General features: G+C 69.6%; 24 protein-coding genes. 8 read left to right on the top strand and 16 right to left on the bottom strand.

Translation table 11 applies throughout. The features are described from left to right. Positions 1 to 128: 128 nt before the first annotated feature. A complete protein-coding gene (locus JHD77_RS00590; RefSeq protein ID WP_003091839.1) occupies positions 129 to 416 on the top strand; it encodes a DUF3509 domain-containing protein in 288 nt (95 codons plus the stop codon). Here JHD77_RS00590 and JHD77_RS00595 read toward each other — a convergent pair. The 9 genes from JHD77_RS00595 to JHD77_RS00635 form a co-directional block, all read right to left on the bottom strand. Beyond that, positions 409 to 1,764: a TolC family outer membrane protein gene (locus tag JHD77_RS00595; protein ID WP_004345209.1), complete on the bottom strand. Its 1,356-nt coding sequence runs from the start codon at positions 1,762 to 1,764 to the stop codon at positions 409 to 411. The two genes, JHD77_RS00590 and JHD77_RS00595, sit on opposite strands and share 8 nt — an antisense overlap. Continuing rightward, a complete protein-coding gene (locus JHD77_RS00600) occupies positions 1,761 to 3,092 on the bottom strand; it encodes an HlyD family type I secretion periplasmic adaptor subunit (protein WP_003098666.1) in 1,332 nt (443 codons plus the stop codon). The genes JHD77_RS00595 and JHD77_RS00600 overlap by 4 nt, the downstream gene beginning before the upstream one ends. After that, positions 3,089 to 4,879, bottom strand: coding sequence for a type I secretion system permease/ATPase (locus JHD77_RS00605; protein WP_003453185.1), 1,791 nt, complete (start codon positions 4,877 to 4,879; stop codon positions 3,089 to 3,091). The genes JHD77_RS00600 and JHD77_RS00605 overlap by 4 nt, the downstream gene beginning before the upstream one ends. Before the next feature lie 217 nt (positions 4,880 to 5,096). Continuing rightward, the gene (gene hasA, locus JHD77_RS00610; RefSeq protein WP_031756904.1) at positions 5,097 to 5,714 is read right to left on the bottom strand and encodes a heme acquisition protein HasA; all 618 of its coding nucleotides are present in this window, start codon (positions 5,712 to 5,714) and stop codon (positions 5,097 to 5,099) included. An 85-nt stretch (positions 5,715 to 5,799) separates the two neighbouring features. Further along, positions 5,800 to 8,475 carry a heme uptake receptor HasR gene (gene hasR, locus JHD77_RS00615; RefSeq protein ID WP_191519414.1) on the bottom strand — a complete coding sequence of 892 codons (2,676 nt, stop codon included), beginning with the start codon at positions 8,473 to 8,475 and terminating at the stop codon, positions 5,800 to 5,802. A 209-nt stretch (positions 8,476 to 8,684) separates the two neighbouring features. Beyond that, a complete protein-coding gene (locus JHD77_RS00620; protein ID WP_003138216.1) occupies positions 8,685 to 9,671 on the bottom strand; it encodes a FecR family protein in 987 nt (328 codons plus the stop codon). 64 nt (positions 9,672 to 9,735) lie between these two features. Further along, on the bottom strand, positions 9,736 to 10,251 hold the full coding sequence (locus JHD77_RS00625; RefSeq protein WP_003107536.1) for an RNA polymerase sigma factor: 516 nt from the start codon (positions 10,249 to 10,251) through the stop codon (positions 9,736 to 9,738). Positions 10,252 to 10,327: 76 nt separating this feature from the next. After that, positions 10,328 to 10,546 (bottom strand): hypothetical protein, encoded by a 219-nt coding sequence (locus tag JHD77_RS00630; RefSeq protein ID WP_003107534.1) that lies wholly within the window; start codon positions 10,544 to 10,546, stop codon positions 10,328 to 10,330. A 119-nt stretch (positions 10,547 to 10,665) separates the two neighbouring features. Continuing rightward, positions 10,666 to 10,935 carry a DUF2790 domain-containing protein gene (locus tag JHD77_RS00635; protein WP_003091850.1) on the bottom strand — a complete coding sequence of 90 codons (270 nt, stop codon included), beginning with the start codon at positions 10,933 to 10,935 and terminating at the stop codon, positions 10,666 to 10,668. A 209-nt stretch (positions 10,936 to 11,144) separates the two neighbouring features. On the opposite strand from JHD77_RS00635, the gene JHD77_RS00640 reads away from it, so the two are divergent. The 3 genes from JHD77_RS00640 to JHD77_RS00650 are packed head-to-tail and all read left to right on the top strand — an operon-like array spanning position 11,145 to position 12,474. After that, positions 11,145 to 11,411 carry a YebG family protein gene (locus JHD77_RS00640; RefSeq protein ID WP_003091854.1) on the top strand — a complete coding sequence of 89 codons (267 nt, stop codon included), beginning with the start codon at positions 11,145 to 11,147 and terminating at the stop codon, positions 11,409 to 11,411. 35 nt (positions 11,412 to 11,446) lie between these two features. After that, positions 11,447 to 12,031, top strand: a complete 585-nt coding sequence (locus tag JHD77_RS00645) for a hypothetical protein (protein ID WP_023117056.1) — start codon at positions 11,447 to 11,449, stop codon at positions 12,029 to 12,031. A gap of 44 nt (positions 12,032 to 12,075) precedes the next feature. Continuing rightward, entirely contained in the window at positions 12,076 to 12,474 is a 399-nt protein-coding gene (locus tag JHD77_RS00650) for a DUF2809 domain-containing protein (RefSeq protein ID WP_009876868.1), read from the top strand. Here JHD77_RS00650 and JHD77_RS00655 read toward each other — a convergent pair whose 3' ends face one another. The 4 genes from JHD77_RS00655 to JHD77_RS00670 form a co-directional block, all read right to left on the bottom strand. Further along, positions 12,475 to 13,587 carry a dihydrolipoamide acetyltransferase family protein gene (locus JHD77_RS00655; protein ID WP_003117550.1) on the bottom strand — a complete coding sequence of 371 codons (1,113 nt, stop codon included), beginning with the start codon at positions 13,585 to 13,587 and terminating at the stop codon, positions 12,475 to 12,477. A 17-nt stretch (positions 13,588 to 13,604) separates the two neighbouring features. Next, complete coding sequence (locus tag JHD77_RS00660) at positions 13,605 to 14,606, bottom strand: alpha-ketoacid dehydrogenase subunit beta (RefSeq protein ID WP_003106981.1); 1,002 nt, start codon at positions 14,604 to 14,606, stop codon at positions 13,605 to 13,607. Then, positions 14,599 to 15,696, bottom strand: coding sequence for a pyruvate dehydrogenase (acetyl-transferring) E1 component subunit alpha (gene pdhA / locus JHD77_RS00665; protein ID WP_031756200.1), 1,098 nt, complete (start codon positions 15,694 to 15,696; stop codon positions 14,599 to 14,601). The genes JHD77_RS00660 and pdhA overlap by 8 nt, the downstream gene beginning before the upstream one ends. A gap of 141 nt (positions 15,697 to 15,837) precedes the next feature. After that, on the bottom strand, positions 15,838 to 16,863 hold the full coding sequence (locus JHD77_RS00670; protein ID WP_003091859.1) for a Leu/Phe/Val dehydrogenase: 1,026 nt from the start codon (positions 16,861 to 16,863) through the stop codon (positions 15,838 to 15,840). Between the two features lie 245 nt (positions 16,864 to 17,108). On the opposite strand from JHD77_RS00670, the gene JHD77_RS00675 reads away from it, so the two are divergent. Continuing rightward, entirely contained in the window at positions 17,109 to 17,921 is an 813-nt protein-coding gene (locus JHD77_RS00675; protein WP_003091860.1) for a SirB1 family protein, read from the top strand. A gap of 6 nt (positions 17,922 to 17,927) precedes the next feature. Here the strand turns inward: JHD77_RS00675 and JHD77_RS00680 are convergent, their stop codons facing one another. The 3 genes from JHD77_RS00680 to JHD77_RS00690 form a co-directional block, all read right to left on the bottom strand. Beyond that, positions 17,928 to 20,411, bottom strand: coding sequence for a LuxR C-terminal-related transcriptional regulator (locus tag JHD77_RS00680; protein ID WP_031755562.1), 2,484 nt, complete (start codon positions 20,409 to 20,411; stop codon positions 17,928 to 17,930). A gap of 149 nt (positions 20,412 to 20,560) precedes the next feature. Further along, positions 20,561 to 21,931 carry a DUF1329 domain-containing protein gene (locus JHD77_RS00685; RefSeq protein WP_003102338.1) on the bottom strand — a complete coding sequence of 457 codons (1,371 nt, stop codon included), beginning with the start codon at positions 21,929 to 21,931 and terminating at the stop codon, positions 20,561 to 20,563. A gap of 56 nt (positions 21,932 to 21,987) precedes the next feature. After that, positions 21,988 to 23,745 carry a DUF1302 domain-containing protein gene (locus JHD77_RS00690; RefSeq protein WP_003102337.1) on the bottom strand — a complete coding sequence of 586 codons (1,758 nt, stop codon included), beginning with the start codon at positions 23,743 to 23,745 and terminating at the stop codon, positions 21,988 to 21,990. Between the two features lie 284 nt (positions 23,746 to 24,029). Here JHD77_RS00690 and JHD77_RS00695 point away from each other — a divergent pair, with 284 nt between their 5' ends. The 3 genes from JHD77_RS00695 (at position 24,030) to JHD77_RS00705 (ending at position 26,649) form a co-directional block, all read left to right on the top strand. Further along, positions 24,030 to 24,773, top strand: coding sequence for an AraC family transcriptional regulator (locus JHD77_RS00695; RefSeq protein ID WP_073655380.1), 744 nt, complete (start codon positions 24,030 to 24,032; stop codon positions 24,771 to 24,773). Positions 24,774 to 24,863: 90 nt separating this feature from the next. Beyond that, positions 24,864 to 26,270: an NAD(P)/FAD-dependent oxidoreductase gene (locus tag JHD77_RS00700; protein WP_003102335.1), complete on the top strand. Its 1,407-nt coding sequence runs from the start codon at positions 24,864 to 24,866 to the stop codon at positions 26,268 to 26,270. Between the two features lie 34 nt (positions 26,271 to 26,304). After that, on the top strand, positions 26,305 to 26,649 hold the full coding sequence (locus tag JHD77_RS00705) for a cupin domain-containing protein (protein WP_003091873.1): 345 nt from the start codon (positions 26,305 to 26,307) through the stop codon (positions 26,647 to 26,649). Positions 26,650 to 26,659: the final 10 nt, after the last annotated feature.

The following is a 26,659-nucleotide window of genomic DNA, read 5'->3' on the forward strand; positions in this document are numbered from 1 at the left end:
GGCCCAGGCCAAGGCACGTGCGCAGATAGACGTCCGCACGTCGGCGCAGGGTACAGCCCGGCGGTGACAAAGAACTTTCCGGGCGACACCCAGTCCCAACCAGCACGACAGCATTCAGGTGGTCCGCCATGACCGACAGCAGCCCTTTCCAGCTCCTCACCGAGGCCTTCCAGGCCGAGTACCGGGTCAACCTCAGCCTGGAGCGGCCGGACGGCAGCATCGTCCTCACCCTCTCCAACGAACGCGGGGTCGCCGCCAAGCGCCTGATCCGACCGGCGCAACTGCATGACCTGGAGCAGTTGCAGCGGATGATCGAGAGCATCCGTTTCGGCATCGCCATCGAAAACGGCACCAGCGCGCCGCAACTGTTGCAGGCGATGACCCAAGGCAAGGCACGCTGGCCGATAGCTATCTGATGGCAGCGGCGACCTGCGCGCGTCCTTCGCCGGCGCCGAAATAGGCGGCCAGCACCGCCAGGTCGCGGTCTTCCAGCACCCCCGCCAACTGGCGCAGGCGCAGCCAGGCGTTGAGGTAGGCGTAGCGCGCTTCCGCCAGGTCGCGGCGGGCGCCGTAGAACTGCTGTTCGGCGTCCAGCACGTCGCGATTGACCCGCTCCCCGCCGGCGACGCTGCGCCGCGTCGCCGTCACCTGTTCGCGCGCCGCCGCCACCGCCATCTCATAGGCACGCACCTTGGCCAGGCTGCTGGCGGTCAGGTCGAACTGGCTGTGCAGGTCATTGATCACACTGGCCACCTGGGCATCCAGCTCGGCCTGGGCCTGAGCGTACTTGTCGCCGGCCTGGCGGGTCGCCGCCGACACCCGCCCGCCCTCGAACAGCGGCAGGCTGAGACGCAGGCCGACACTGTCGGTGTCGTATTTCTGCTCGTAGGTGCTTTCCGAAGCCGAGTGCGTCTTGCTGCTGCTGGCGTAGAGGCTGAGCCTGGGCAGGTGGCCGGCACGATTGCGCTCCACCTCGTAGGCCGCCGCCTCCAGCGCATAGCGCTGGGCGCCCAGCTCGGCGCTGCGTTGCAGGGCCACCTGGCGCCAGCCCTCGAAGGTCGCCGGTTGCAGGCGCAACGCCGGGAAACGCTCGATGGGCGCGGCCAGTTCGCGATCCTCCAGTGCCTGCCCGAGCATCGCTTCCAGCGTACGCCGCGCCGCCGCCGCACGATCGCCGGCGGCGATCTCCTCGGCGCGGGTCAGGCTCAGCCGGGCGCGGGTCTCCAGCAGGTCGGTGCGGGTGCCCTCGCCTTCCTCGAAGGCACGCTGGTTGAACGCCAGCTGGGTTTCCAGGGCGCGCCGCTGGGCCTCGGCCAGGAGCACCTGCTCGCGGGCGAACAGGGTTTCGCTGTAGGCGGCGAACAGGCGCACCGCCAGTTCCTGGCTGCGCCCGCGGAACTGTTCGTCGGCGAACAGCGCCTGGGCCTCGCCCTGGCGGTAGCGCGCGTAGGCCTCGTAGTCGAACAGCGGCTGCTCCAGGCTGAGGGTCGAGGCGTAGCTGCGATAGTCGCGCTCGACGCGGGCGTCGCCCTGGCTGACGGTGGAGTCGTTGCGCGCCTTGTTGTAGTCGTAGCGCAGGCTCGGCAGCAGGCCGGCACGGCCGATGGCGCGGTTTTCGCTGCCGGCGCGGCGCTCGTGGAGCGCCGCCTGGAAGGTCGGGTCGTGGCGCACCGCCAGTTGGTAGGCGTCCAGCAGGCCCAGCGCCTGGGCCGAGGAGGCCGAAAGCAGCGCGGAGGACAGCAGGCAGGCTCGCAGGCGATTCATTCTTCCCCCAGCGCCAGGTGGGTACGGTCGGCCAGCGGCTTGAACAGGTAGTTCAGCAGCGAGCGCTCGCCGCTGCGGACGAAGGCCTCCACCGGCATCCCCGGGCGGATCTCCAGGCCGGCCAGGCGACGTACGCCCTCCTCGCCTACGCGGATGCGCACCCGGTAGTACGGCGCCTCGCTGCGCTCGTCCAGCAGGCGGTCGGCCGAGACCAGGGTCACTTCGCCCTCCACCCGCGGCGTAGTGCTCTGGTTGAAGGCGCTGAACATCAGCTCCACCGGCAGGCCGACGCGGACCTTGTCGACCATCTCCACCGGCAGCCGAGCGTCCACCAGCAGCGGCTGGCGCTCCGGGAGGATTTCCATCAGTTGCTGGCCGGGCGCGATCACGCCGCCCTCGGTGAACACTTCCTGGCCGACCACCAGGCCGGCGACCGGCGCCCGTACCTCGCTGTTGGCCAGGTCGAAGCGCGCGCTGGCCAGGCGATTGCGCAACTCCTCGGCGCGCACCTGGGCGTCGGCCAGGCTGGCGCGCACCTCTTCCTGGAACTTCTCCCGCCGCTGGGCCATGCGCAGGCGCAGTTCGAGGATCTGCCGGCGGGTACTGCCGAGGCTGCCGAGGTCGCCGGCGATCTCGCCGTTGACCTGGGCCAGCAGGCGCTCGCTGTCGAGCAGGCGGTTGCGCGGCACGTAGCCCTCGCTGGCCAGTTGGCGCAGGCCGCGCAACTGTTCCTCGAGGGCGGCGCGCTGCTGCTCCTTGCTGCGCAGCGCGGCTTGCAGGCCGTCCAGTTGCGCCTGGCTGCCGGCGACCGTCTCGGCGAGACCATCGAGTTCCAGGCGCAGCGCCCGCCGACGGCTGTCGTGCAACTGCCGCTGCTGTTCCAGCAGGGTCGGCAGGCGCGGGTCGTCCAGCGCCAGCAGCTCGGCGGGAAACTCGATCCGCGCCTTTTCATCGCGCTCGGCGCTCAGCCGCGCCAGACTCGCCAGCGCCGCCAGGTACTGGGCGAACAGGCCATCGGCCTGGGCCCGGGCCTGGGTAGCGTCCATCTCCAGCAGCACCTGTCCTGCCTCCACCCGCTCGCCTTCGTGCACGCGGATGTGCCTGACCAGGCCGCCGGTAGGGTGCTGCACGGCCTTGCGACTACCGGCCACCATCACCGTGCCGGAGACCCCGACGCCCTTGTCCAGCGGGGCCAACCCGGCCCACAGGAGAAAGCCGACGAAGCCGAGCAGCACCAGCCCCCAGCCGAGCCGGGAAAAACGCTTCTCGTCCAGTTCCAGCGCCGCGCCGCCGGCGCCGACTTCGCGCAACCGCGCCTGCCCGCTCATCGCGCCGCTCCTCCCGGCACACCGCCGACCGGCATCCCCGGTCCCGGCCGGTAGCCGAAACCGAACGCCGGCGTCGGCCGTGTCGGCGCCGGGGCCGCAGCGGCCGGCGGCGAGGCGCTGGCAAGCACCTCGGCGGTCGCGCCGAAACGCTGCAGGCGTCCGCCATGCAGCAACAACAGCTTGTCGGTCAGCGCCAGCACCGCCGGCTTGTGGGTGACCAGCACCAGGCTGCTGCCGTGCCGGCGCATCGCCGCGATGGCCTCGGCCAGGGCCGCCTCACCCGCCTCGTCGAGGCTGGCATTGGGTTCGTCGAGCACGATCAGCGCCGGTCGCCCGTACAGCGCGCGGGCCAGGCCGATGCGCTGGCGCTGGCCGCCGGAGAGTCCAGCGCCGCCGTCGCCAAGGCGCGTGTCGTAGCCCTGCGGCAGGCGCAGCACCAGGTCGTGTACGCCGGCCAGGCGCGCTGCCGCCACCACCTTCTCGGCATCCACCTCGGCGAAGCGCGCGATGTTCTCGGCGATGCTGCCGGCGAACAGTTGCACGTCCTGGGCCAGGTAGCCGATGTGCGGCCCCAGTGCCGCCGCGCTCCACTGCCGCAGGTCGGCGCCGTCCAAGCGCACCGCGCCGGACAGCGGCTGCCAGGCGCCCACCAGCAAGCGCGCCAGGGTCGACTTGCCGGAACCGGACGGCCCGATCACGCCGAGCGCTTCGCCAGGCTCCAGGGCGAAACCGAGGTCCTGCAACAATGCCTGCTCGCGTCCCGGCGCGGCCGCGCAGAGCCGCTCGACGCGCAACGCGCCGCGCGGCGCCGGCAGCGGCATGCCCAGGGCAGCCGGCGGATTCTCCTCGAGCAGCCGCGCCAGCCGCTGGTAGGCCTGCCGCGCGCCGCTCCACTGGCGCCAGACCGCGATCAACTGGTCGATGGGGCTGAGCACGCGGCCCATCAGGATCGAGCCGGCGATCATCATCCCCGGGGTGATCAGGCCTTCCACCGCCAGCCAGGCGCCGAGGCCGAGCACCAGCGACTGCAAGGCCAGGCGCACGCCCTTGGAGGTCGCGCCGATCGCCGCGCTGCGCTCGCTGCCGAGGTTCTGCCGGGCAAGGAAGGCCTGGTGCTGGGCGAACCAGCGCGCGCGCATGGCCGGCAACATGCCCATTGCCGCCAGGGTTTCCGCCTGGCGCAGGTTGGCCGAGGCCTGCTGGGTGGCGAGGATCGACAGTTGCCCGGCCTCGGCCAGCGGTTCGCGCGAGCGGCTTTCGTTGACCCAGGCGAGCAGCACCAGCAGCAGCGCCCCAACCAGGGCGAGCAGGCCGAGCCAGGGACTGAAGAGGAAGATCACCAGCAGGTAGAGCGGGAACCAGGGCGCGTCGAAGAAGGCGAACAGGGCGTTGCCGGTGAGGAACTGGCGCAGGCTGGTCAGGTCGTTCAGCGCCTGCCCGACGGCCTGCTCGCCGCGCTCCAGGCTGGCGCGGAACGAGGCGTCGTAGATGCGCTGGTTGAGTTGCATGTCGAGCTGGCCGCCGAGGCGGATCACCACCAGGCTGCGCACCCACTCCAGGGCGCCGAGCAGCAGGTAGAGGCCGAGCACCATGAGGGTCAGCATCAGCAGGGTCATGTGGTTGCCGGAGCCGAGCACCCGGTCGTAGACCTGCAGCATGTACAGCGACGGCGCCAGCATCAGCAGGTTGATCACCGCGGTGAACAGCGCGACGCTGCGCAGCGCCGGGCGGAAGCGGCCGAGGGTGGCGAGGATTTCATTGCGCGGCGAGGCCGGCCGGAGCTTCATCGGAGTCGGGTCCTGTGGGTGTCCGGGCCGCGAGCGGGCCCGGAGGACATTGCGGCAGTCTCCGCTTGCCGGGCACGGCCGGCGGAGGAACAATCCGGGGGCCGCCGTCGCCACGGGTGCGAGGCGCAGCGACGGCGGTTCGTGCGCCGGAGAGGAGCGCCAACTCCTCTCCGGCCTTTAGCGCAAGCAGTCCACGAACGCTATCGTGGACAGTTGCTCAGGCCGCCAGGGCCAGGTCGTGCGGCAGTTCCTGCACGCCGACCACGCCGATTTCCGCCGCTGCCGCAGCCGGGGTGGCATGGGCGACGCCGGCCGCGGCCAACTGGTCGAAGGTGGAGTTGATCGACAGGCTCGGGTCGACCGCTTTCAGCAGCGCGTCGATCTGCCCCTGCAGGGCGCTGCTGTCACCGCTCATCAGGCCGTAGACCACCTTGTGCACGGTGCCGTCGCGGCCCTGGGCGATCGGCGAATCCAGGCCCAGGTTGCTGAAGCTCACCTCCTGGCTGTCCAGGGCATAGCCACCGCTGGAGACGCCGCCGGTCAGGGTGTCGCCGAGGGCGATGCTGTCCAGCTTGCCCCACAGGGTGTGGCTGGGGTTGCTGAACAGGGTGTAGTGGAGGTCGCCGCCGGCGATGAAGGCCGCGTCGCTGGCGGTGCTCTTCAGCGCGTACTGGCTGCCGTCGAACGGACCGGGGTTGAAGCCGCCGGTATTGCTGCCGTCCACCACCTGGCCCGGACGATGGTTGACGTCGCCGAAGTAGGCCGACCAGTCCGCCAGGTAATCCGCTACGGTCCAGCCGCTGTAGGTGGTGCTGTAGGAAATCGAAATGCTCATGCCAAAACTCCAATTCAACGAGTGGTGAATGCCGGAGCGCACGGATGCCCGCTCCGGTTTTGCCCTTCACTGGGCAAAACGGGGGTCAGAACTGGTATTCGAGGGTGCCTTGCAGGGTCCGCCCGCGACCGAGGGTGAAGGCCAGCACGTCGCCCAGCGGCACCAGGTAGGCGCGGTCGGTGACGTTCTCCATGGCCAGGCGCAGGGTCAGTTCATCGCTCACCCGGTAGCTGCCGTACAGGTCGTAGACGGTGTATTCCTTCCAGTCCGCCGGGTACACGCCGGCCTGCGACACCGTGGCGCCGCCAGCCACCGAGTAGCCTTCGCTGTAGCGGGCACGGGCGCCGACGTCCAGCCTGCGGTCGAAGAAGCGCATGCCCAGGGTCAGCGAGCCGCGATCCATCGGCATGTGTTCGGCGGAGCCGAGCACCGCGCTGCAATGGGTGGCGGCGTTGGCCTGCTCGTCCGGCCGCATGTCGATCACCGGCGGGCGGCGACCGCTGCCCTTCACCGTCTGGGTGACGCCGCCGAGCCAGGCGGTCTTCGAACAGAAGTCGTTGCTGCCGATCATGTGCGTGTAGGAGAGCTGCCCGTAGGCCAGCCCGGCATCGTAGTCGAGCTGGTACTCGACGCCACGGAAGCGCGTGCTGTCGAGGTTGTTGACGTAGGCGCTGTTGCCGATCCCGGCCATGCCGTAGCCCGGCGGCTGCATGCCCATGCCCATGAAGATGAAGTCGTCGACCCGGGTGTCGAAGTAGGCGACCTTCAGGCCCAGGCGGTCGTCGCTGAACCAGAGGTTCTCCTTCAGCACGTTGAAACCGACTTCCCAGGCCTTCGAGCGCTCCGGACTGAGGAACGGGTTGGGGTACATGTTTTCCGCGCCGCCGCCGTGGGGGCGGCCGGTGATCAGGCTCTCGGTCACCGCCGGCGGGCGCCAGCCCTTGCCGTAGGTGGCGAACAACTGCAACCAGTCGACGCCGGGCTTGACCGACAGGCCGAAGGTCGGCGAGAAGCGCCCCTCCTCGCGGTCGACGTCGTATTGCAGCGGCATGTCGGTCTGCCGGGTGGTGCCAAGGATGAAGGTGCGCGCGTTGAAGCCGGTGTCGCCGCGCAGGCGGTAGCGGTCGTAACGCAGCCCGGCGTTGAGGTTGAGCCAGTCGTCGTAGTCGTAGTCGAGACGGGCGAACAGGCTACCGAGGGCGCGGTCGCCCTTGGGGGTCATGCCTTCGGCCGCAGGGAAGCCGACCGCCGAGGTGCTCGCCCGCGGCTGGCTGGAGTCCGGCCGCACCTTGTCGTAGAAGAACTCCAGGCCATAGTTGGCGCGCAGCGTGGAGAGATCGTCGAGAGCGAAGGTCGAGGTGTTCTGCGCCTGCGCGCCGTAGGTGTCGGTCTGGTAGGTGATCGAGTAGCCGGGGGTGATACCGCGTTGCAGGGTCTGCTGGCGGTTGCGGTTGTCGACGTAGTAGAGCTTGGCCTTGAAGTCCACCAACGGGTTGTCCGGCGCGTAGCCGTAGTCGATGGCGAAGTTCTGCGCACGCACGTCGCTGCTGCCGAGCTTTTCCCAGAGCGCCTGGTTCTCGGTGTTGAGCATGTTGGCGTCGTCGTAGGACACCTGGGTGGTCAGGTAGCTGAACTGCAGGCGCTGGTCCTGCGGCAGGGCGACGCCAAGCTTGGCCAGTCGCGAGCGCATCACATAGCCGGAGTAGGCCACCGGCGAATGCTTGACCCGCTGCCCGGCCTCGGGATTGAACCAGGCGCCGGTGCGCAGCTCGCCGATGCTGCCCTTGGTCCCCGGGTCGTAGTCGCCCAGGTGGCGCTCGCTGGCGGCGACCAGCATGTCCCAGGCCTCGGTGCCGATGGCGAAGGCCGCGCTGCCGATGAAGTGGGTGCCGTTGGCGTCGCCGCCCAGGCCGCTGGTGAGGCGCACCCGGCCACCGACCTGCTTGCCCGGCTTGACCAGGTCGCGGGCCTCCAGGGTGCGGAAGTTGGCGATCCCGCCGATCACCCCGGCGCCGCCCATGGCCGAGCTGGCGCCCTTGTCGATGACCACCTCGCTGAGCAGCTCGGGATCGACGTAGAGCGTCCCGTTGCGCTGCTGGTGGCCGCTCTGCTGGTAGTTCTGGCGCATGCCGTCGACCGACATGTTGACCCGCCCGTAGTCCTGGATGCCACGGATGTTCACCGACAGGCCGGGGTCCTGCTGGCTCACCGAGGAGTACACCCCGGGGGTTTCCTCGAGCATGTCGGCGGCATGCCGCGGCGGGTTGCGCTCGATCTGCTCGCGGCCGATCACGCTGACCGAATGCGGCGTCTGGTAGACCCAGTCGTCCGGACGCGCGGCGGAGATCACCGAGGGCGACATCTGCACCAGGTCGTCCTGGCTGACGCGGATCAGGCTCAATTGGTCCTTGCCGGAGAAGCGGTATTCCACCGGGCTGCCCTGGAGCATCTGGCTCAGGCCGTCGGCCAGCACGTATTCGCCGTGCACCGCCGCGCTGCCGAGACCGGCGAAACGCTGGCTGTCGAAGAACACCTGGACCCCGGCCTGCTCGGCGAATCGCAGCAGGGCGCGGTTCAGCGGTTGTGCCGGGATGTCCAGCCGGACCCGGCGCAGCGCGGTCTGCTGCTGGCTCGCCGAGTCCGCCCCGTCTTGCGCATGCAGCGGTAGCGCGGCCGTTCCCAGCAGGACCAGGCCCAGCCCCAGGGCCAGTTGCGCCCCCTTGCGACCGCCTCGCACGGCACTCCATCCACGATGTTTCATGACAGCGCCTACACTCCATCGTTTTGTGTAATAAGAATCAGTCTCGTTAAGAGAACGATGGAGGCAGGGAAAGTCAGTAACGGAAATCGAGAAAATTTTTCGCCGGCGGGATCCACGGCTCGAAAATGCGCTTCCCGGCCCCTGCCGGAACAAGCGCGCGGGGCGACTGCCCGGCCCGTGGTCGAGGCTCTCGGAAGCGATCGCGCCGCTCAGTACAGCAGCGTCACTCCCGCCAGGCCCAGGCTGCGCACTCCCAGCTCATCGCTGATCGACTGCAACGAGGCCTCCAGGTCGGCGACCCGGAATACGCCGCTGACCCGCCGCTGCGCCAACGCACCGGGAGCCACCAGCAAATGCCCCGGCCGGTAGCGATTGAGCCGCGCCACCACCTCGCCCAGCGGCTGCTCGTCGAAGACCAGCAGGCCGCGCCGCCAACTGGTCAGGTCGTCGAGGCGACCGCCCAGCGGCGCCTCGACGCCGCCCTCCGCGCTGTAGCGCAGGCTCTCGCCCTCGCCCAGCTCGCGGCGCCCGACGGTCCCCGTGCGCGGATGCGCCAGGGCCACCGCGACGCGGTGTTCGAGCACCCCGACCTGGACGCTGCCGTCGTCGTTGCGGCTGACCAGGAACCGAGTGCCCAGCGCACGAGTGCTGCCGCCGGCGCTTTCCACCACGAAGGGCCGGGTCTCCCGGCCCGCGCGGGGGGCGGCGCGGAAGATCGCGCTGCCTTCGAGCAGGCGCACCCGTCGCTCGCGGCTGTCGTAGGCGACATCGATGGCGCTCTGTGCGTCCAGTTCGACCTCGCTGCCATCCACCAGCCGCAGGATGCGCACCTCGCCCTTGCCGGTGGCGTGGTCGGCCAGCCAGCTCACGCCGGCGTCGCGTTCGTTCCAGGCGCTGCCCAGGGCCAGCAGCACCGCCGCCGCCGCGGCCCAGCCGCGCCAGCCCTTGCGCCGCCCCCCGGCGCGGCGCGGCGCGCTGGCGACCGGCGTCTGAACCATCGTCCGCGGTTCGGCCAGCGATCCCAGCTGTTTCCAGGTCCGTTGCGCCAGCGCCAGCGCGGCCGGGTGCCGGGGGTCGGCCGCCAGCCAGCCGTCCAGCGCTTCGCGCCGGGACCGGTCGAGGTCGCCGCCGTCCAGGCGGATCGCCCATTCGGCGGCCTGCTGGCGGATCTGCTGTTGTTCCTGGGGGCTGTTCACGTGCGGCTCTCGTTGGTCGTTATAGAGGTTCAGACGCGCGAACCGGCAAGACTCGGTAATCCATTCAGCGGGAATCCTCGAGTGCCTGCATCACATGGGCCAGGGCGCGGGCCAGGTGCTTCTGCACCGAGCTATCGGAGATTTCCAGGCGTCTCGCCACCTCGGCATGGGTCAGCCCCTCCAGACGGTTGAGACGGAAGATCTCACGGGTGCGCGGCGGCAGTTCGGCGACTATCTCGCGCAGGCGGGCAAGCGCATCGGCATCCACCGCGGACTCCTCGGGGCCGGGCTGGTCGGCGACGAACCCGGCGAGGTCGTCGTTGGGCCGGGTCTCGGTGCGGCGCCGCCGTTCCTGCCGGTAATGGTCGATGGTGAGGTTGTGCGCGGTGCGGTAGAGATAGGCGTCGACATGCTCGATCGGCTCCTTGTGCCGCTGCTCGGCCAGGCGCAGGAAGCTCTCCTGCGCAAGGTCCGCCGCCAGGTGCGGATCGCGGGTCTTGCGCAACAGATACGACTGCAACTGCCGGGCATGCCTGAGAAACAGTGCCTTGAGATCCTGCTCCGCCAACGGCGCATCCACCCACGTCCTTTCAGAAGGGCAGCAGCATATTTTTTATGATAATGATTTTCAATCGTATTCTTGTGAGATGCAGGGCTCAGCCGAACACCGAGCCGCCGCCGAGGTAGGCCAGGCCCGCGCCAAGGGCCGCCAGCGCCAGCGGCGGGCGCATCGGCGCGTCGTTGATGGCGAAGGCCAGTTGCGCCAGCGGAAACAGCAGCAGGCAGAGCAATGCGCAGGGGATCGAACGGCGACCGCCGCTGGCCACGGACCAGACGTAGCCGATGAGCAGAAGGGCGAAACCGAAGTCTTGCATGCCGGGCATCCTTGCGGGGCGGAAGGTATGCGCCGCGCAACGGGCGGCAGGCGCGCAACCTTAGCAGAAGCGCGGGAGCCGAGGAAAACCCGGCGCGGCCCGTGCCGCGCCGGGTTCGCTCAATTGCCGCTGCAACCGCTGCCCCAGGCCTTGTACTCGACGGTATGCCGCTCGCCCTGCGAGTCCTCGTAGACCAGGCGCGCCGGGACGATCCCACAGGCGCTCCACAGGTCGGTCTTGTAGATCACCCGGGCGATGTCCAGGCGCCCTTCCACGTAGTGCTGGCGGAGCGATTTCGAGTCCGGGTTGGGTCCGTAGGGCTGCTGCTGCGCCTGGGCCAGCGGCGCCAGGCCGAGCAGCGCGACAAGTGCCAACGGGATCACTCTCATGAGGATGTCTCCTTGGTAGAACGTTCAGCCTGAAACTACGCTGCGGAGACTGTCAGGCTCATGAGCCCGGCGTGACATTTCTGTCAGACGACGACCGCCCCGGCAATGCGCCGGCAATCCTGGCGCTATCCACGGACGGCAAGACGCCATATACTGTATGGATAACCAGTCAAAGCAACCTTGCGACTCAGAAGGCACAGAGGTGATGAATGGCCGTCGAAGTGGTGTACCGCAGCAGCCGGGATCAGGAGCGTTTGTTCATGGACAAGGCTGAAGCCGATCGTTACGACAAGATGCTGGAGCTGGCGGAAACGCTGGCCGAGGTGCTGCAGAAGGCGGTGCCGTCGCTGAAGGAGGAACAGGTGGAAGAACTCGGCATCTTCATGGCGAAGAACCGCGACGCCTTCGCCCGCGCCTTCAAGAACCAGCCGGACGCCCTCAACGAACTGTTCGAGGAAAACGCCGCGGACGAATGAGCCGCCGCTGCAAGCAAAGCGCAAGGAGCCGAAACATGCCGCGACAACTTGCCGGCCTGCTGTGCATCCTCCTCGGCCTCGCCGGTGCCCCTGCCCTCGCCTGCCCGTTCCGGGCCACGGACGCCGAGACACCGGCAGCCTCTGCCGGCGCCGCGCAGGTCCTGGCCCTGGGCGGCGCCGGCAGGCTGCAACTCGACCTGCAACGGGCCCCCGCCACTCTGCTGCACAGCGGCGACCTGCTGATCGCCCGCTACGCCGAGGGTCACTACCTCGCCCACCGCCTGCTCGAAGGCAACGAGATGGGCGCGGACGAGGGCGAACGGCTCGACCTTCCGCGACAGGTTCGCCTGCTGTTCGGAGCCCTGCCGCTGGACGGCCTGCCCGACGCCGAGCGCGAGCGTCTCCAGGCGCAGCGCCAGGCCCTCGGCCTGTGCGACCGGCGCGCCAGCGTCAGCCGCTACCGCGTGGCCGGCACCGAGGTCTATCGCCTGCGCGGCAGCCAGGCCGGCAAGCCCTACCACGCGCTCTACCTGCTCGACGGTCCCCAGGTGCACTACCTCGACAGCTCCGGCAGCGACGCCTTCGTCGAGCAGTTGCTCGCCAGCCTGCGACGCCGCTGAGTCCGCGCGGCGCTTGTCCGACCCCCATCGACCAGGAAGGCCCCATGCCCGCTCTCCCCGCCTCCCCCGTCCGCTCCCGACGCTGGCGCCTGGACCGGCGCAGCCTGCTGCTGGCACTGCTGCTGTTCGGCCTGCTGGTCCTGCTCGCCACCCTGGGCCGGCATTGGGGCTGGATACGCAGCTTCGGCGGCGACCTGCTGGCGGTGGTCTGGCTCTACTACCTGATGGGCAGCGCGCTCAGGGCGCCGGCCGCCTGGCTGGCATACGCCGCCTTTGCCGTCGGCGCGCTGCTGGAACTGGGCCAGTACCTGGCGGCGCAACTGCATTGGCAATTCTCCAGCCCCGTGCTGCGCATCGTTCTCGGCAGCACCGCCGACGGCTTCGACCTGCTCGCCTATGCCCTCGGCGCGCTGCTGGCATGGTGGCTGGAGCGCCGGCGCTGATCAGCCGTCGGGCTGCTCCAGGGCGTTCACCAGTACCTTGAGGAAACGCGCCGCCTCGCCACCGGTGGCGGCGCGGTGATCGAAGGTCAGCGAGAGCGGCAGGATCGGGTGGATCGCCATCTCGCCGCGCCAGGCCACTACTTCGTCGCGGATGCCGCCGGCGCCGAGGATGGCCACCTGCGGCGGCACCACCACGGGGTTGGCGTAGCGGCCGAACAGGGTGCCAAAGTTGGATAGGGTCAGGGTCGCGCCGAGCATTTCCGCCGGCGGGATCGAGCGTGCCTGGACATCCTCGCGCAGGCGCCGCATACCGGCGCGCAGGTCCTCCGCCGAACGCGCACCGACGTCGCGCAGCACCGGCACGAACAGGCCGTCCGGGGTGTCCACGGCGATCCCCAGGTCGAGCCGCTCATGCAGTTTCAGCGACAACGAGGCGCCATCGAACCAGGCGTTGAGGGTCGGCTCGGCGCGACAGGCCTCGGCCAGCGCCTGGGCCAGGCGGATCAACGGGTCGCGTGCGGTCTTCCAGCGATGCAGGTCGGCGTCGCCGTAGATCGTCACCGGCACCACCTCGGCATGCGAGCGCGCCATGTTCAGCGCCATGCTCCGCCGTACCCCGCGCAAGCGCTCGCCGCCGAAGCGTTCGCGGGCGCCCTGGGCGGCGGCCTCGACGTCGGCGCGGGTGATCAGGCCATCCGGGCCGGAGCCGCTCAGGCCGGCCAGTTCGACGCCCTGCTGGCGGGCGAACTGGCGCACCGCCGGGGTCGCGCGCGGTGCCAGGTGTTCGCGGGTGGACGGTGCGGCGCCGATGAAGAAACGGTCCTCCAGGGCGCTACCGCCGCCCTCCAGGCGCCCCACCACGGTACCGGCGTCCGCCTCCTCGCCCTCGAAGCCCACCAGCGGTTCGCCGACGTGGAGGATGTCGCCCTCGGCGCCGAACAGCTTGCCCACCACCCCATCGTAGGGCGCAGGGATGTCCACCAGCGCCTTGGCGGTTTCCACCGAGACCAGGCGCTGGTCGGCGCGCACGCTGTCGCCGGCCTTGACGTGCCATTCGACGATTTCCGCTTCCTGCAGGCCCTCGCCCAGGTCGGGCAGCTTGAAGTGCTTCATGGTCGTCTCCCCTTGGCTCAGGCGTAGCCGAGCACGGTGTCGCAGGCCGCCAGGATGTCCTCCACGGCGGGCATGTACAGCGCTTCCAGGCGGTACAGCGGCGGCGGGATATCGGCCGCGGCGACCCGCTGGATCGGCGCCCGCAGGTCGAACAGGACACGCTCGTAGAGGCTCGCGGCGATTTCCCCGCCGAGGCCGCCACTCTTCGGCGCCTCATGGACGATCACGCAGCGACCGGTCTTGCGCACCGAGGCTTCGAGGGTGTCGAGGTCGAGCGGCTTGAGGCAGGCGACGTCGATCACTTCGGCCTCGATGCCGCGCTGCGCCAGGCGCTCGGCGGCCTGCTGGGTCTCGTGGACGCTGGCGCCCCAGCTGACCAGGGTCAGGTCGCCGCCTTCGCGAAGGGTGAAGCAACTGTCCAGCGGCAGGCGCCGGGCGTCGTCCGCCAGCGGCTGCGGGTTCATCCGGTAGAGCCGGGTCGGCTCGAGGAAGATCACCGGATCGGGATCGTCGATCGCCGCCAGGAGCAGGCCGTAGGCCCGCGCCGGCGACGACGGCACCAGCACGCGGACGCCGGGGATGTGCGCGAACATCGCCTCGGTCGCCTCGCTGTGGTGCTCCGGCGCACGGATCCCCGCGCCCATCGGCGTGCGCAGCACCAACGGGCAGGCCAGGCGGCCGCGGGTGCGATTGCGCAGGCGGCTGGCATGGGACACCAGTTGCTCCATGGCGGCGTAGATGAAGCCCATGAACTGGATCTCCATCACCGGCTTCAGGCCCTGGGCGGCCATGCCGATGGACAGCCCGGCGATCATGTTCTCCGCCAGCGGCGTATCCAGCACCCGCTTGAAGCCGAAGCGCTCGCGCAGGCCGAGGGTGGCGCGAAACACCCCGCCGTTGACCCCGACGTCTTCGCCCAGCACCACCACCGTCTCGTCCTCGGCCATGGCCCGGTGCAACGCCAGGTTGACCGCCTCCAGAAGGGCCAGGCGTTTCGCTTCGCCGTTGCGCTCATTCATGTTCGGCCCCTCCCTGCCGCCGCGCGGCGCGCTCCAGCAATTGCTCGCGCTGCTCCTCCAGGACCGCCGGCCAGCGCGCGTAGACATGCTCGAACAGTGCCTGCGGCGCCTGCGCGGCGAACGTCTCGAAACTCTCCACCGCCTCCTGCACCCGCGCCTGGCACTCGCCCACCAGCGCCTGCTCGCGCTCCTCGTCCCACTGGCCGCGGCCGGCGAGGAAGGCGCGCAGGCGCTTGATCGGCTCCTCGCGCCAGGCCTGGTTGACCTCCTCGGCGGAACGGTAGCGGCTGGCGTCGTCGGCCGTGGTGTGGTCGCAGAGGCGATAGCTGATGCACTCCAGCAGGGTCGGCCCCTTGCCCTGGCGCGCGCGCTCCAGGGCCGCGCGGACGCGTTCGGCGACCGCCAGCACGTCGTTGCCGTCCACCTGTTCGCCGGGGAAGCCGGCACCCACCGCTTTCTCCGCCAGGGTCGGCGCGCCGCACTGGATGCGCCGCGGCACCGAGATCGCCCACTGGTTGTTGTTGACCACGAAGAGCACCGGCAACTGCCAGGCGCCCGCCACGTTCAGCGCCTCGAGGAAATCGCCCTTGCTGGTGGCGCCGTCGCCGCAGGTGGTCACCGCCACCCGGTGTTCGCCGCGGATGCGGAACGCCGAGGCGACCCCGCAGGCATGCAGGGCCTGGGTGGCGATCGGCACGCAAATGGGAAAGTCCTGCGCCGCCAGCGGTTCGGCGTAGTCGCTGCCGCGCTCGTCGCCGCCCCAGTAGAGGAGGATGTCCTCCATGCGCACGCCGCGCATCAATTGCACGGCGGTATCGCGGTAATACGGCACCAGCACGTCCTCGGCGCGCATCTGGCTGCCGATGGCCACTCCGATGGCTTCCTGGCCGAGGGTTGGCGCATAGGTGCCGATCCGCCCGGTACGCTGGAGGGCCACCGCCTTCTGGTCGAACAGGCGGGTCAGGAGCATCTGCCGGTAGAGGCCGACCAGCGCATCGCTGTCGCCGGCCCAGGCGGGCAACTCGCCGAGGGGCCGACCGTCGCTGTCGAGGTAGCGGGTGAAAGGCGGGTCGATCCGGTTGTGAACCATCGCAAACCTCCTCCGCACGCCGGGTAGGCGTGCCGCTCAGGGTCGCGCCGCGGGTGGCGGCGTGCACGCGCGGCGCGGCGGGGGTGGCCCGCACTGCCGCTGGCGAGGCCCGCTGGCGGCCTCGCCGGAAACGCCGGCCCGTCACTGCGGGCCGTAGAGAATCCGTTCCGCCAGACGGTCGGCGATCCGCGCCGGCGACTGGTGGTCGGCCTGGGCATGGGCATAGATCTCGGTGAGCCGCGCGGGAATCCGCGCCAGGTGCGCGGTGATGCTGTGCGGGTCGGCGCCGCGGTGCTTGAGGGCGACGTAGATCAGGCCGCCGGAGTTGATCACGTAGTCCGGCGCATAGAGGATGCCGCGCGCCTCCAGCTCGTCGGCGACCTCCGGCCGCTCCAACTGGTTGTTCGCCGCCCCGGCCACCGCCGCGCAGCGCAACTGGCTGACGCTCTGGCTGGTGAGCACGCCGCCCAGGCCGCAGGGCGCGAGGATGTCGCAAGGGGTGGAGAGCAATGCCTCCGGCGCCAGCGGATGGGCACCGAGCTGCTCGACGGCCAGTTGCACCCGGCCGGGATCGAGGTCGCAGACCAGCAGCTCGGCGCCGACCGCCGCCAGTTGCTCGGCCAATGCGTAGCCGACGTGGCCGAGCCCCTGCACCGCGACCCGCAGGCCTTCCAGGTCGTCGCTGCCGAGGCGCGCCTGGGCGCTGGCGCGAATCCCGGCGAACACGCCGAGGGCGGTATGCGGCGAGGGGTCGCCGGCCTGGGTGGTGCTGGTGACGTGGCGGGTCTGCTGGGCGATGCAGTCCATGTCGGCGCTGGAGGTACCGCTGTCCACCGCAGTGATGTAGCGTCCGCCGAGGCTTTCGATGAAGCGCCCGAAGGCCTCGAACAGCGCGCCGCGATTGTCCAGGTGCGGCGGGCGGATGATCACCGCCTTGCCGCCGCCCTGCTCCAGCCCGGCCAGGGCCGCCTTGTAGCTCATGCCCTGGGCCAGGCGGATGGCGTCGCCGATGGCGGCTTCGTCGTTGGGGTAAGGCAGGTAGCGACAACCACCCAGCGCCGGGCCGAGTCGCGTGCTGTGGATGGCGATAATGGCCTTGAGTCCCGTGGCCGGGTCTTGGGCGAGGTGGAGACCCTCGAGCCGGGCCGCGTCCATCATGTCGAACATGCTGGGGCTCCCCTGCTTGCTGCTTGTTGTCCGGGCCGGGCCGTTGCCGCCCGGCACCTTCAGTATAGGCAGGCGTCGGCGAAACGCCCGCAAGGCCGACGACCAGGCCGCGGCGCTCGCCGTGCCGGGTACTGGACGAAGCTTCGGCGGACGGTTACAACCTTGGGGTCCGCCCGCTCGAAACCGGCCCCGGCGTGCTCCGAACGGCCCGTCCGCAGCGATCCAGGCGCACCAGGAGGAAAGCCATGGACCCGCGTCAAGCCTGCCTCGATTGTCTCGCCCAGGAACCGCCAGCGCTGTTCGAGGCGGCCCTGTGGATCGCCGCGGAGCACCTCCCGGCGTATTCGCCCGCCCACGCCCTGCGCGAGCTCGACGAACTCGTCCGGCAGATCGGCGCCAGCCTGGACGACCGCGCCTCGGCCAGCGAGCGCGCCCAGGGGTTGCTGCGGCGAATGAGCGAACAGGGTTTCTGCGAAGACGACGACTTCCCCCTGCAACCGCGCTCGGCCCTGCTCCCGCTGGTGCTGCAGCGGCGCCAGGGACAGCCGTTGTCGCTGGCGCTGGTGGCCATGGAACTGGCGCGGCGGCTGGACATTCCGCTGGTCGGAGTGAACTTCCCGGGACGCTTCCTGCTGCGCGTGCCGCAGGCCGACCATCTGCTCGACCCGGCCACCGGACGGCGCCTCTATCCCACCGACTGCCGCGAACTGCTGCTGCGCCTGCAGGGGCCGAAGAGCGAGCTGCAGGCCGCCTACCTGAAGCAGGCCTCTCCCGGGGAAATCCTCCAGCGTCTGTCGCGCAACCTGCGACAACTGCACAGCGCCGCCGGCGAGCCGCTGGCCGCGCTGAAGGATGCCCAGCGGGTGATCGAACTCGGCCCGGTGGGCGCCGCCGACCACGAGGCCCGCGCCGGCCTCTATCGGCAACTGGATTGCCCGCAGGCGGAACGCTACGACCTGGAACGCGCGCTCTTGCTCAGCGACGATCCCACCGAGCAACTGCGCCTCGGCCAGCGCCTGGGCGAACTCGCCCCGCCGACCGGCCGCGCACTGCACTGAGTCCGCTCAGGCGAGCAGGCCGAGGGCCTTGGCCCGCGCCACCGCCTGGGTCCGACGGGCCACCCCGAGCTTGCCGTTGATCCGCCGGGCGTGGGTCTTCACCGTGTGCAGGGAAATGAACAGTTGCTCGCCGATCTCCTGGTTGGAGCAGCCCTGGGCGATCAGGCCGAGCACCGCCAGCTCCCGACAACTGAGCGGACTGAGCCCCTCCTCTTCTTCCCCCGGCAGGGCGGCGAACAGTTGCGGCTGGCGATCCCGCAGTCGCCGCTGCGGCAGTTGCAGGCCCAGCCGCTCCGCCAGCTCCAGGCCGCTGCGCAGGGTCTGCTGGGCCTGGGGCAATTGTCCGGAGAGGAACTGGCACTCGGCGATACCCATGCGCACTTCGCAAAGCAGCGTCTGCCGCCCCTGCGCCTCGAGAATGGCGAGCAGCCCGCGCAGCCGCGCTTCGGCGGCGGCTGCCTCGCCGCTGTAGAGTTCGGCCAGTGCCAATTGGTGCTCTACCCGCGCTTCCAGCTCCGGTTCGGAGGGCGGCGACAGGCGCGCCCGTCCCGGCTGGAAGTAGGCGCGGACCCGCAGCAGGATCTCCCGCGCCTGCGCCGGCCTTCCCTGCTGCAGGGTCAGGGCGGAGCTGACCAGCAGCAGCGCGCCGCGATACAGCGGATCGGGGACATGGCGCTGCTGCATCAGCCGCTCGACCTCCAGCAGGCGGTTGAACGCCGCGTCCAGGTCGCCCTGCCCGGCCTCCAGCAAGGCCAGTCCCAGGTAGCCGTAGAGCGCCCAGGGATCGAGATTCTCCCGTGCCTGCTCCAGCCCCAGCCGATACCAGTGCCCGGCCTCGACCTCGCGGCCCTGCTGCAGGCACAGGCGCGCGCGGCGCAGGGCGATCCGGCCGAGCATCGGGCTGCCCTGCTGGCCGAGGTCCTCCAGGTAGCGCTGGGCGCGATCGAGGACGCCTTCCGCGCGCAGCAGTTCGCCGCGCTGCTCCAGCCACTGCGCCCGCTCCAGTTCGATCAGCGCCTCGAAGATCAGGCTGTCGTGCTCGCGCGCCAGGCGCAAGGCATCGCGGCCGATCAACCGCGCCTGGTCCATCCGCCCCTCGATCATCGCCAGTTGCATCAGCGCCGAGCGGCAGATCAGTCCCTGCGACCAGGCGTCCTCCGGCAGTTGCTCCAGCGCCTCGCGCAGGTAGTCGGCGGCGCCGCGCTCGCCGCGGCAGTGCAGGAGGATCCCGAACAAGCCCTGCCATTGCGCCAGCAGCACCCGCTGGCGGGACGCCGAGGGCATCGGCAGGAAGCGCGCCAACTGGCCGATGCAGTCCTCGGCTTCGGCCAGGCGTCCGGCGTAGAGCAGCGCCCAGGCATTCAGGATCACCAGGCGCGGCGTGCTGGCCAGCAGCGCCGCCGGCAGTTCGTCGCGCAGGGCCAGGACCATGCCGATGTTGTGGCCGTGCAGCAATTGCTCCTCGGTGAGCTTCTGCAACAATCCGGCGGCGGTTTCCGGTTCGTCGGCGGCCAGCGCCTGGTCGACCGCCTCGCGGGTCTCGCCGTGTTCGGCGAACCATTCGCAGGCTTCCCGGTGGAAGTCCCGCTGCGGGCGCTGTGGCGCTTCGCGCCAGGCCTCGCGGATCGCCGGCGGCAGGCTGTAGCGCTGGTTCGCATCGGCCAGCAGGGGGAAGCCCCGCGCCAACAGGTCGTCCAGCCCGTGGGGCAGCTCCTCGAACAGCCGGCGGAACAGCTCCGGACCGACTTGCGGCAGCCAGGCCAGGGCACGCGCGGCGTCGGCCAGCGGCGGCGGCAGCTCGTCGAGCAACTCGTGCTGGAGGTATTCCTGCAACAACGGTCCGGCCGTCTCTTCGCCGACCAGCAGGCGCAAGCGCAACGCGGCGCACCAACCGCCGCTGCGTTCCAGCAGCGCCCCGGTCGCAGCGGCATCGGCGCTGCGACCGTGCAGGCGGAGCAGTTCGGCGACCTCGTCGGCATCGAACGCCAGCAGGCCGCCGTCGACCTCCAGCAACTCCCCTTCCAGCAGCAACCGCGCCAGGTTGCACTGCGGCCGCCGCCGGCTCGCCAGCCACCAGCCCACCCGTGGCGAGGCCGCGCTCAACAGGCGATCGAGGCAGGCGTCGAGGGCGGGGTCGGGGTGCCGTGGGTAATCGTCGAGCAGCAGCCACAGCGCGGATGCGTTGCGCAACCGCCGGCACAGCTGCGCTTCGTCGCTTTCCTCGGGCAAGCCGAGGGCGCCGGCCAGGCGGCGGCGGAAGGTCGCGGGGTCCAGCGCTTCCCCGCCCAGCGCCAGCCAGACCACCTGCACGCCAGGCGGCGCCCGCCGCGCGCATTCTCCGAGGAGGACGGTCTTGCCGCTGCCGGCGGGCGCGCAGAGCAGTCGCAGGCGGCATTCGCCGCGCAGCAGCGGCTGGTGCAAACGGGGCCGCGGCAGGTGCTGCGGCGGCAGCCGCGGCAAGGCGGCGGGCAGCTCGGTCGGCTCGGTCATGGCAGTGCTCTTGTTCTGTCGAAGCGCCTTGCCGGGAGCCTAGACCGCGCCTGCCCCGCTGCTGAACGATGATTGCGCCGGGTGATGGGCCGTCATAACGTACGAGCGCGTCGGCACAAGACGCCACGCTCGTCGCGACTGGCCGGGACTCAGCGTACCCCTGCGTTGCGCAGGGCGGCCGGCGTGTAGTCGGCGGACGAGGCCTTGAAGCCGAACTCGTAGCCGCGCTTCTCCTCGTTGTTCATGCCCAGCGCCAGGTAGCGACCGGCGATCACGTCGTAGAGCGCCTCCAGGGTGTAGCCGGCGACCTTCTGGTCGTAGTGGTACTGCGCGTGGCCCTCGCCGACCCGCCAGAGCTGGCCGCGACCGTCGTAGTGGTCGACCAGGGCGATCTGCCAGCTGTCCTCGTCGATGTACATGTGGCGCTTGGCGTAGATGTGCCGCTCACCCGGCTTCACCGTGCCGACCACTTCCCACACCCGGTGCAGCTCGTAGCGGGTCAGGTCCTGGTTGATGTGCCCGGCCTTGATGATGTCGCCGTACTTCAGGGTCGGGTCGTTGAGCTTGTAGGCGTTGTAGGGGATGTACATCTCGCGCTTGCCGACCAGCTTCCAGTCGTAGCGGTCCGGGGCGCCGGAGAACATGTCGAAGTTATCCGAGGTGCGCAGGCCGTCGGCGGCGGTGCCCGGGCCATCGTAGGCCACCTGCGGGGCGCGCCGCACGCGGCGCTGGCCGGCGTTGTAGACCCAGGCCAGGCGCGGCTCCTTGACCTGGTCGAGGGTCTCGTGGACCAGCAGCACGTTGCCCGCCAGGCGCGCCGGCGCGGTCACCTGCTGCTTGAAGAAGGTGAGGATGTTGGCCGCCTTGCTCTGGTCGAGGTCGGGCATGTTCTGCGGGAATGCCACCGACTCCTCGAAGCGGATTGGCGTGAAGCTGCCGTTGGTCTGCGGGGTGGCCTGGACGATGGTGCGCTTGAGGTTGCCGCCGCGGTAGCGGGTGATGTGGTTCCAGAGCACTTCGACGCCGTTCTTCGGAATCGGGAAGGCGTAGTAGCGGCTCTTCTCGAAATTCGACAGGCCGTTGCCGTCGTTGATCGGCTGCACGTTCAGCGCGCTCTGCTTGACCGCCTCGTCGATCTCGGCCGGCAGGGCCACCGTGCGATGGGTCTTGTACACCGGGATCCGGTAGGTTTCCGGGTAGCGCTTGAACATCGCCAACTGGCCGTCGGAGAGCTTGTCCTTGTATTGCTCGACGTTCTGCGCGGTGATGGTGAACAGCGGCTTCTCGTCGGCAAAGGGATCGGAAAGGAAGCCCTTGCCATCGACCTTGCCGGCGCTGGCCGCGAGGCCGCCGGTCCAGGCCGGGATGCTGCCGTCGGCGTTGCCTTCCTTCTGCGCGCCGATGGGGGTCAGGCTGCTGCCGAGCTTGGCGGCCTCGTCGGGCGAAACCGCCGCCGTCACCGAACCGGCCAGCAGGCTGAGGGCCAGCGCCCCGGAGGACAGGAGTCGTGCTGTTTTCATGCGTCGTTATCCTTGTTCGTATCCGCGAAAGCGGCCGCCCCGAGGGGCGGCGGACCTCAGAAGTTCACCCCGAAGCTCACCGCGAGGAAGTCGCGGTCGTTGATCGGGTTGTAGTTGCCGCCGAAGAAGTCGGTGTAGCTGATGCTGGCGGTATAGGTGTTCTGGTAGTCGGCATCGAGGCCGACGCTGACGGCCTTGGCGCCCTCGCTGAAGTTCGGCCCGTAGCCCTCGACGTCGTGCGACCAGGCCAGGTTCGGCTTCAGGTTGACCCCGGCGAACACGTTGGGATATTCGAGGATCCCGCGCAGGCGATAGCCCCACGAGTTGCGGGTGTAGAAGCCGTGGCTGTTGCACTCCTGCGGGTTGGCCACGTTGAGCGCGCCGGTGCACAAGGCGTTGTTCGGCAGTTCGCCGATGCCGTAGATGGCGTCGCGGCCGTAGCGCAGGTCGTCGCCGTCGACCCCGCTGAGGTGGTTGTAGCCGACTTCGCCGACCACGGTCAGGCGGTCGGCCGCCAGTACCCGGTCGAAGAACTGGGTGACGGTCACCTGTGCCTGGGTCACCGGCTTGCGCACGTAGCCGTTGATCACCTCGCCGGCGCGCGGGGTGGCGAAGCCGCTGTCGTAGATCGGGTTGCCGAACAGGGTGGTCGGGTAGATCGCGGCGATCGACATGTCGGTGCTGTTGATTTGTAGCGGCATGTTCGGCCGGTAGCTCAGCTCGCCGGCCACCGAGGTGCTGCCGATGTTGGTCTGGAAGCTCAGGCCGTAGAGGCGGATGTCCTCGGGATAGTCGATGAAGTAATAGCCGGTGGAGCGCCCGGTGACCGGGTCGGAGGTGGCCAGGCCGTTGCCGGCGATCACACTGTAGTACGGGTTGCGACTGTGGTAGTTCATCGCGTACAGGCCGAACTCGGTGTCGTTCAGCTCCGCCGCGTACCAACGCAGGGCCAGGCCCCACTGGCCGCTGTCGCGGGCATCGCGATCGCCGGCGCGCGGCAGATAGCGGTAGCCGTTGGCCGGGTTCGGGTCGAAGTCGCTGCCGGCATAGACCATCCGCTCGCAGCCATCGGCGACCACGTCGGTGGTGGAGAAGAAGGTGCCGCAGTTGTCGATCACCGTCTGGTCCCACTCCAACTGGTAGAAGCCTTCGACGGTCAGCGCGTCGCTGATGCCCTGGGACAGGTAGAGCATGTTCACCGGGATCAGGCCTTCCTTGATCTCCGCGCCGGGCCGGCGGAACGCGGCGACGTCCATCGGGTTGATGCTGTTGATCGAGTTCTGGATGAACGTACTCTCGCCCCAGCTCACCACCTGCTTGCCGACCCGCACGCTGCCGGGCAGGTCGCCGATGCTGTAGTTGTGGTAGAGGAAGGCATCGAGCAACTGCGCCCCGGAGGACTTGGCGCCCTCCTTGCGGTTGTGGTCGTCGATGTCGTAGAGCAGGCGGTGTTCGTCCTTCAGCTCGAAGTCGTACCAGTACTTGCCACGGAAGAACGCGCCGGTGTCGCCGTACTTGAGTTCGAGATCGTGGATGCCCTTGAAGATCTTCGAGAAGGTTTCGCCCTTCTTGAAGTTGAGCCGGCCGTCGTCGGAGGTCTGCGACGAGGCGTGGCCGCCGTTGCGGGTGCCGATGTAGTCCTTGTCGGCGGAACGCATGGACCAGCTGGCCCCCACCGACAGCGACGAGTCGAATTGCCCTTCGATCTCCCCGATGTTGAATGACACGGCCGAGGCCTGGGTGGCGCAACCCAGGGCTGTGGCCGCAGCGAGTGCGTGCAGAGGGAAGATTCCGCGCCTTTTTGTTGTTGTCATGCGGCTCTCCTGACAGGGTCGAGGTGGCTACACCCTACCCAGCGGCCCGAACGGCGGTAAGCGCACCAAGGAGGTATTCCGGCTGTCGCCCGAAAGAGTGAACAGGGGCCCTGGAAAGCGCCTCGGCGAACGCCATATGCAGGATGGATACGCCGTCATCCAGTGCATGGATGACGGCGCGGCACTGTTCCGCCGGCGGCGGCGATGGCATCCTTCGCTGCATGCAGCCCGAACAGACCATTCCCGCCGACCGCGACCTCGCCGACGCCACCCGCGAGACGGTCATGCGCTACCACCTCAGCTGGAAGCACCGCGACATCGACGCGGTGATGGCGCTCTATCATCCCGAGGTCGAATACAACGACTTCTTCCAGAACCGCCGGATGCGCCTGGCCGATCTCCGCGAGTACGTCGAGGCGACCATGCCCAAGGGCCCCGACGAGTCGCTGGAGCACACCGACCGTATCCGCTTCGACGGCGATACCGCCTTCATCCAGTACCGCCTGCGGGTGACCCTCAGCGGCCGCCTGGCTTCGTTCCGCGCCAGCGAGGCGATCACCGTGCGCGACGGCCTGATCTGGCGTATCAACGAATACGCCTCGCTGGTCCACGAAAGCGGCGGCGGAGCCCAGGCCGGCGGCGACGGCCGGCCGCCGGCCAGCCGCCTGGGGCTTTCGGCCAAGCAGCTGAGCCTGCTGGCACGCGACCTGGAGCACTACTTCCAACAGGCCCAGCCCTATCTCGATCCGGACCTGGACCTGACCCAGGTGGCCAATGCCACCGGCTATACGCGCAACCAGATTTCCTACCTGCTCAACCAGGTGCTCGGCCTGAGCTTCTACCAGTACGTCAACCAGACCCGCCTGCAACACCTGCTCGGCCAGCTTTCCGGCGAGCTGCACGGACGGGTCGACGAACTGGCCTTCGCCGCCGGCTTCAATTCGCTGTCGGCCTTCTACCGCTGCTTCCGCCAGCACACCGGCCAGTCTCCGCGCGAATACCTGAAGCGCCTGTCGTCGCGCCGCTGAGATTTCCCAGCGGACCCGCGCGCACGACAGGCGCACGGCATCTTCCTACCCTCGCCGCATTCCCCCTTCCCTCTCGCTATGGAGCCCTCTATGTCGGCCTGGCGCCACCTCAGCCTGTGGATGAATCAACTGGACGATCCGCTCGAAGCGCGCCCGTCCCTGGAAGAATCCCTCGAGGTCGACGTGGCCATCGTCGGCGCCGGCTACACCGGCCTCTGGACCGCCTATTACCTGAAGCGCCGGGCGCCGCAGTTGCGCGTCGCCATCGTCGAGGCAGAAACCGCCGGCTTCGGCGCCTCGGGGCGCAACGGCGGCTGGCTGATGGGCAACCTGCTCGGCGAGGACGGCCTGCTCGCCGGCTTGCCGCCGGAGCGGCGCCGGGCCGGCTACGACCTGCTGCACGGGATTCCCGACGAAGTCGCGCGGGTGCTGCAAGAGGAAGGCATCGACTGCGACTACCGCAAGGGCGGCGTGCTCTACTGCGCGGCGCGCTACCCGGAACAGGAACGCCGCCTGCGCGCCTATCTGCATGATCTCTATGCCGAAGGCCTGGACGAAAGCGACTACCGCTGGCTGACGCCGCAGGAACTCGACCAGCAGTTGCGCATCCCCGGCAGCTACGGGGCGATCCATTCGCCGCACTGCGCCACCATCCAGCCGGCCAGGCTCGCGCGCGGCCTGGCCCGCGCGGTGGAGCGCCTGGGCGTGCGGCTGTTCGAGAAGAGCCGGGTGCTGCACTGGCAACGCGGCCTGCTGCGCACCGAGCGCGGCGAACTGCGCGCCGAATGGATCGTACCGGCAGTGGAAGGCTACGCCGCCAGCCTGCCGCCGCTGGGCCACTACCAGTTGCCGGTGCAGAGTCTGCTGGTGGCCACCGAGCCGCTGCCGTCGTCGGTCTGGGCGGAGATCGGCCTGGAGCGCGGCCAGGCCTTCAGCGAATTCAGCCGCCAGGTCACCTACGGCCAGCGCACCGCCGACGACCGCCTGGCCTTCGGCGCGCGGGGCGGCTACCGCTTCGGCGGCAAGCTGCGCAGCGACTTCAGCCTCGACGACGAGGAAGTCGGCCTGCGTCGCTACCTGTTCGGCGAACTCTTCCCGCTGCTCAAGGACGCCAGGATCAGCCACACCTGGGGCGGCAACCTCGGCATGGCCCGGCGCTTCCGCCCGCACATGTTGCTCGACCGCGCCAGTGGCATCGCCCTCTCCGGCGGCTACGGCGGCGAAGGGGTCGGCGCCAGCAACCTCGGCGGCCGCACCCTGGCCGCGCTGATCCTCGGTGAGGACAGCGAGCTGCTGCGGCAGCCCTGGGTGCTGGGCGAGCGTCCGCTGGACAGCCTGGCCCGCTGGGAACCGGAACCCTGCCGCTGGCTCGGCTACAACGCGATCATCCGCAGTTTCGTCCATGAGGACCGGGTCCTTGCCGACCCGCACAGCGCGCCCTGGCGCCGCAGCCTGGCGCAAACCCTCGCGGCCGGCATGGAAAGCCTGATGCGCTGAGAATCCCCTCCACCTCCCACAGAGGAAAAACCGCATGGCCCTGACCCTTCTGAAAAATACCGCCGGCGCCGATCTTGGCGCCGCCAGCCCGGTCGCGGTGCCCCTTGGCGAGCCGGTCGCGCAGACCCGCGCCTACGCCGTGGAGCGCACCGACCAGGTGGAAACCGGCATCTGGGAATGCACCCCCGGACGCTGGCGGCGGCAGATCGTCGAGCAGGAGTTCTGCCACTTCCTGCAAGGCCGCTGCACCTTCACCCCGGACGGCGGCGAGACCATCCGCATCGAGGCCGGCGATGCCCTGCTGCTGCCGGAGAACAGTCTTGGCGTGTGGGATGTGCAGGAAACCGTGCGCAAGAGCTACGTGATCATCCACCGCTAGCCCGGGCGGC

It is taken from the genome of Pseudomonas sp. P20 (assembly GCF_016463925.1).
GTDB classification, from domain to species: domain Bacteria; phylum Pseudomonadota; class Gammaproteobacteria; order Pseudomonadales; family Pseudomonadaceae; genus Pseudomonas; species Pseudomonas aeruginosa.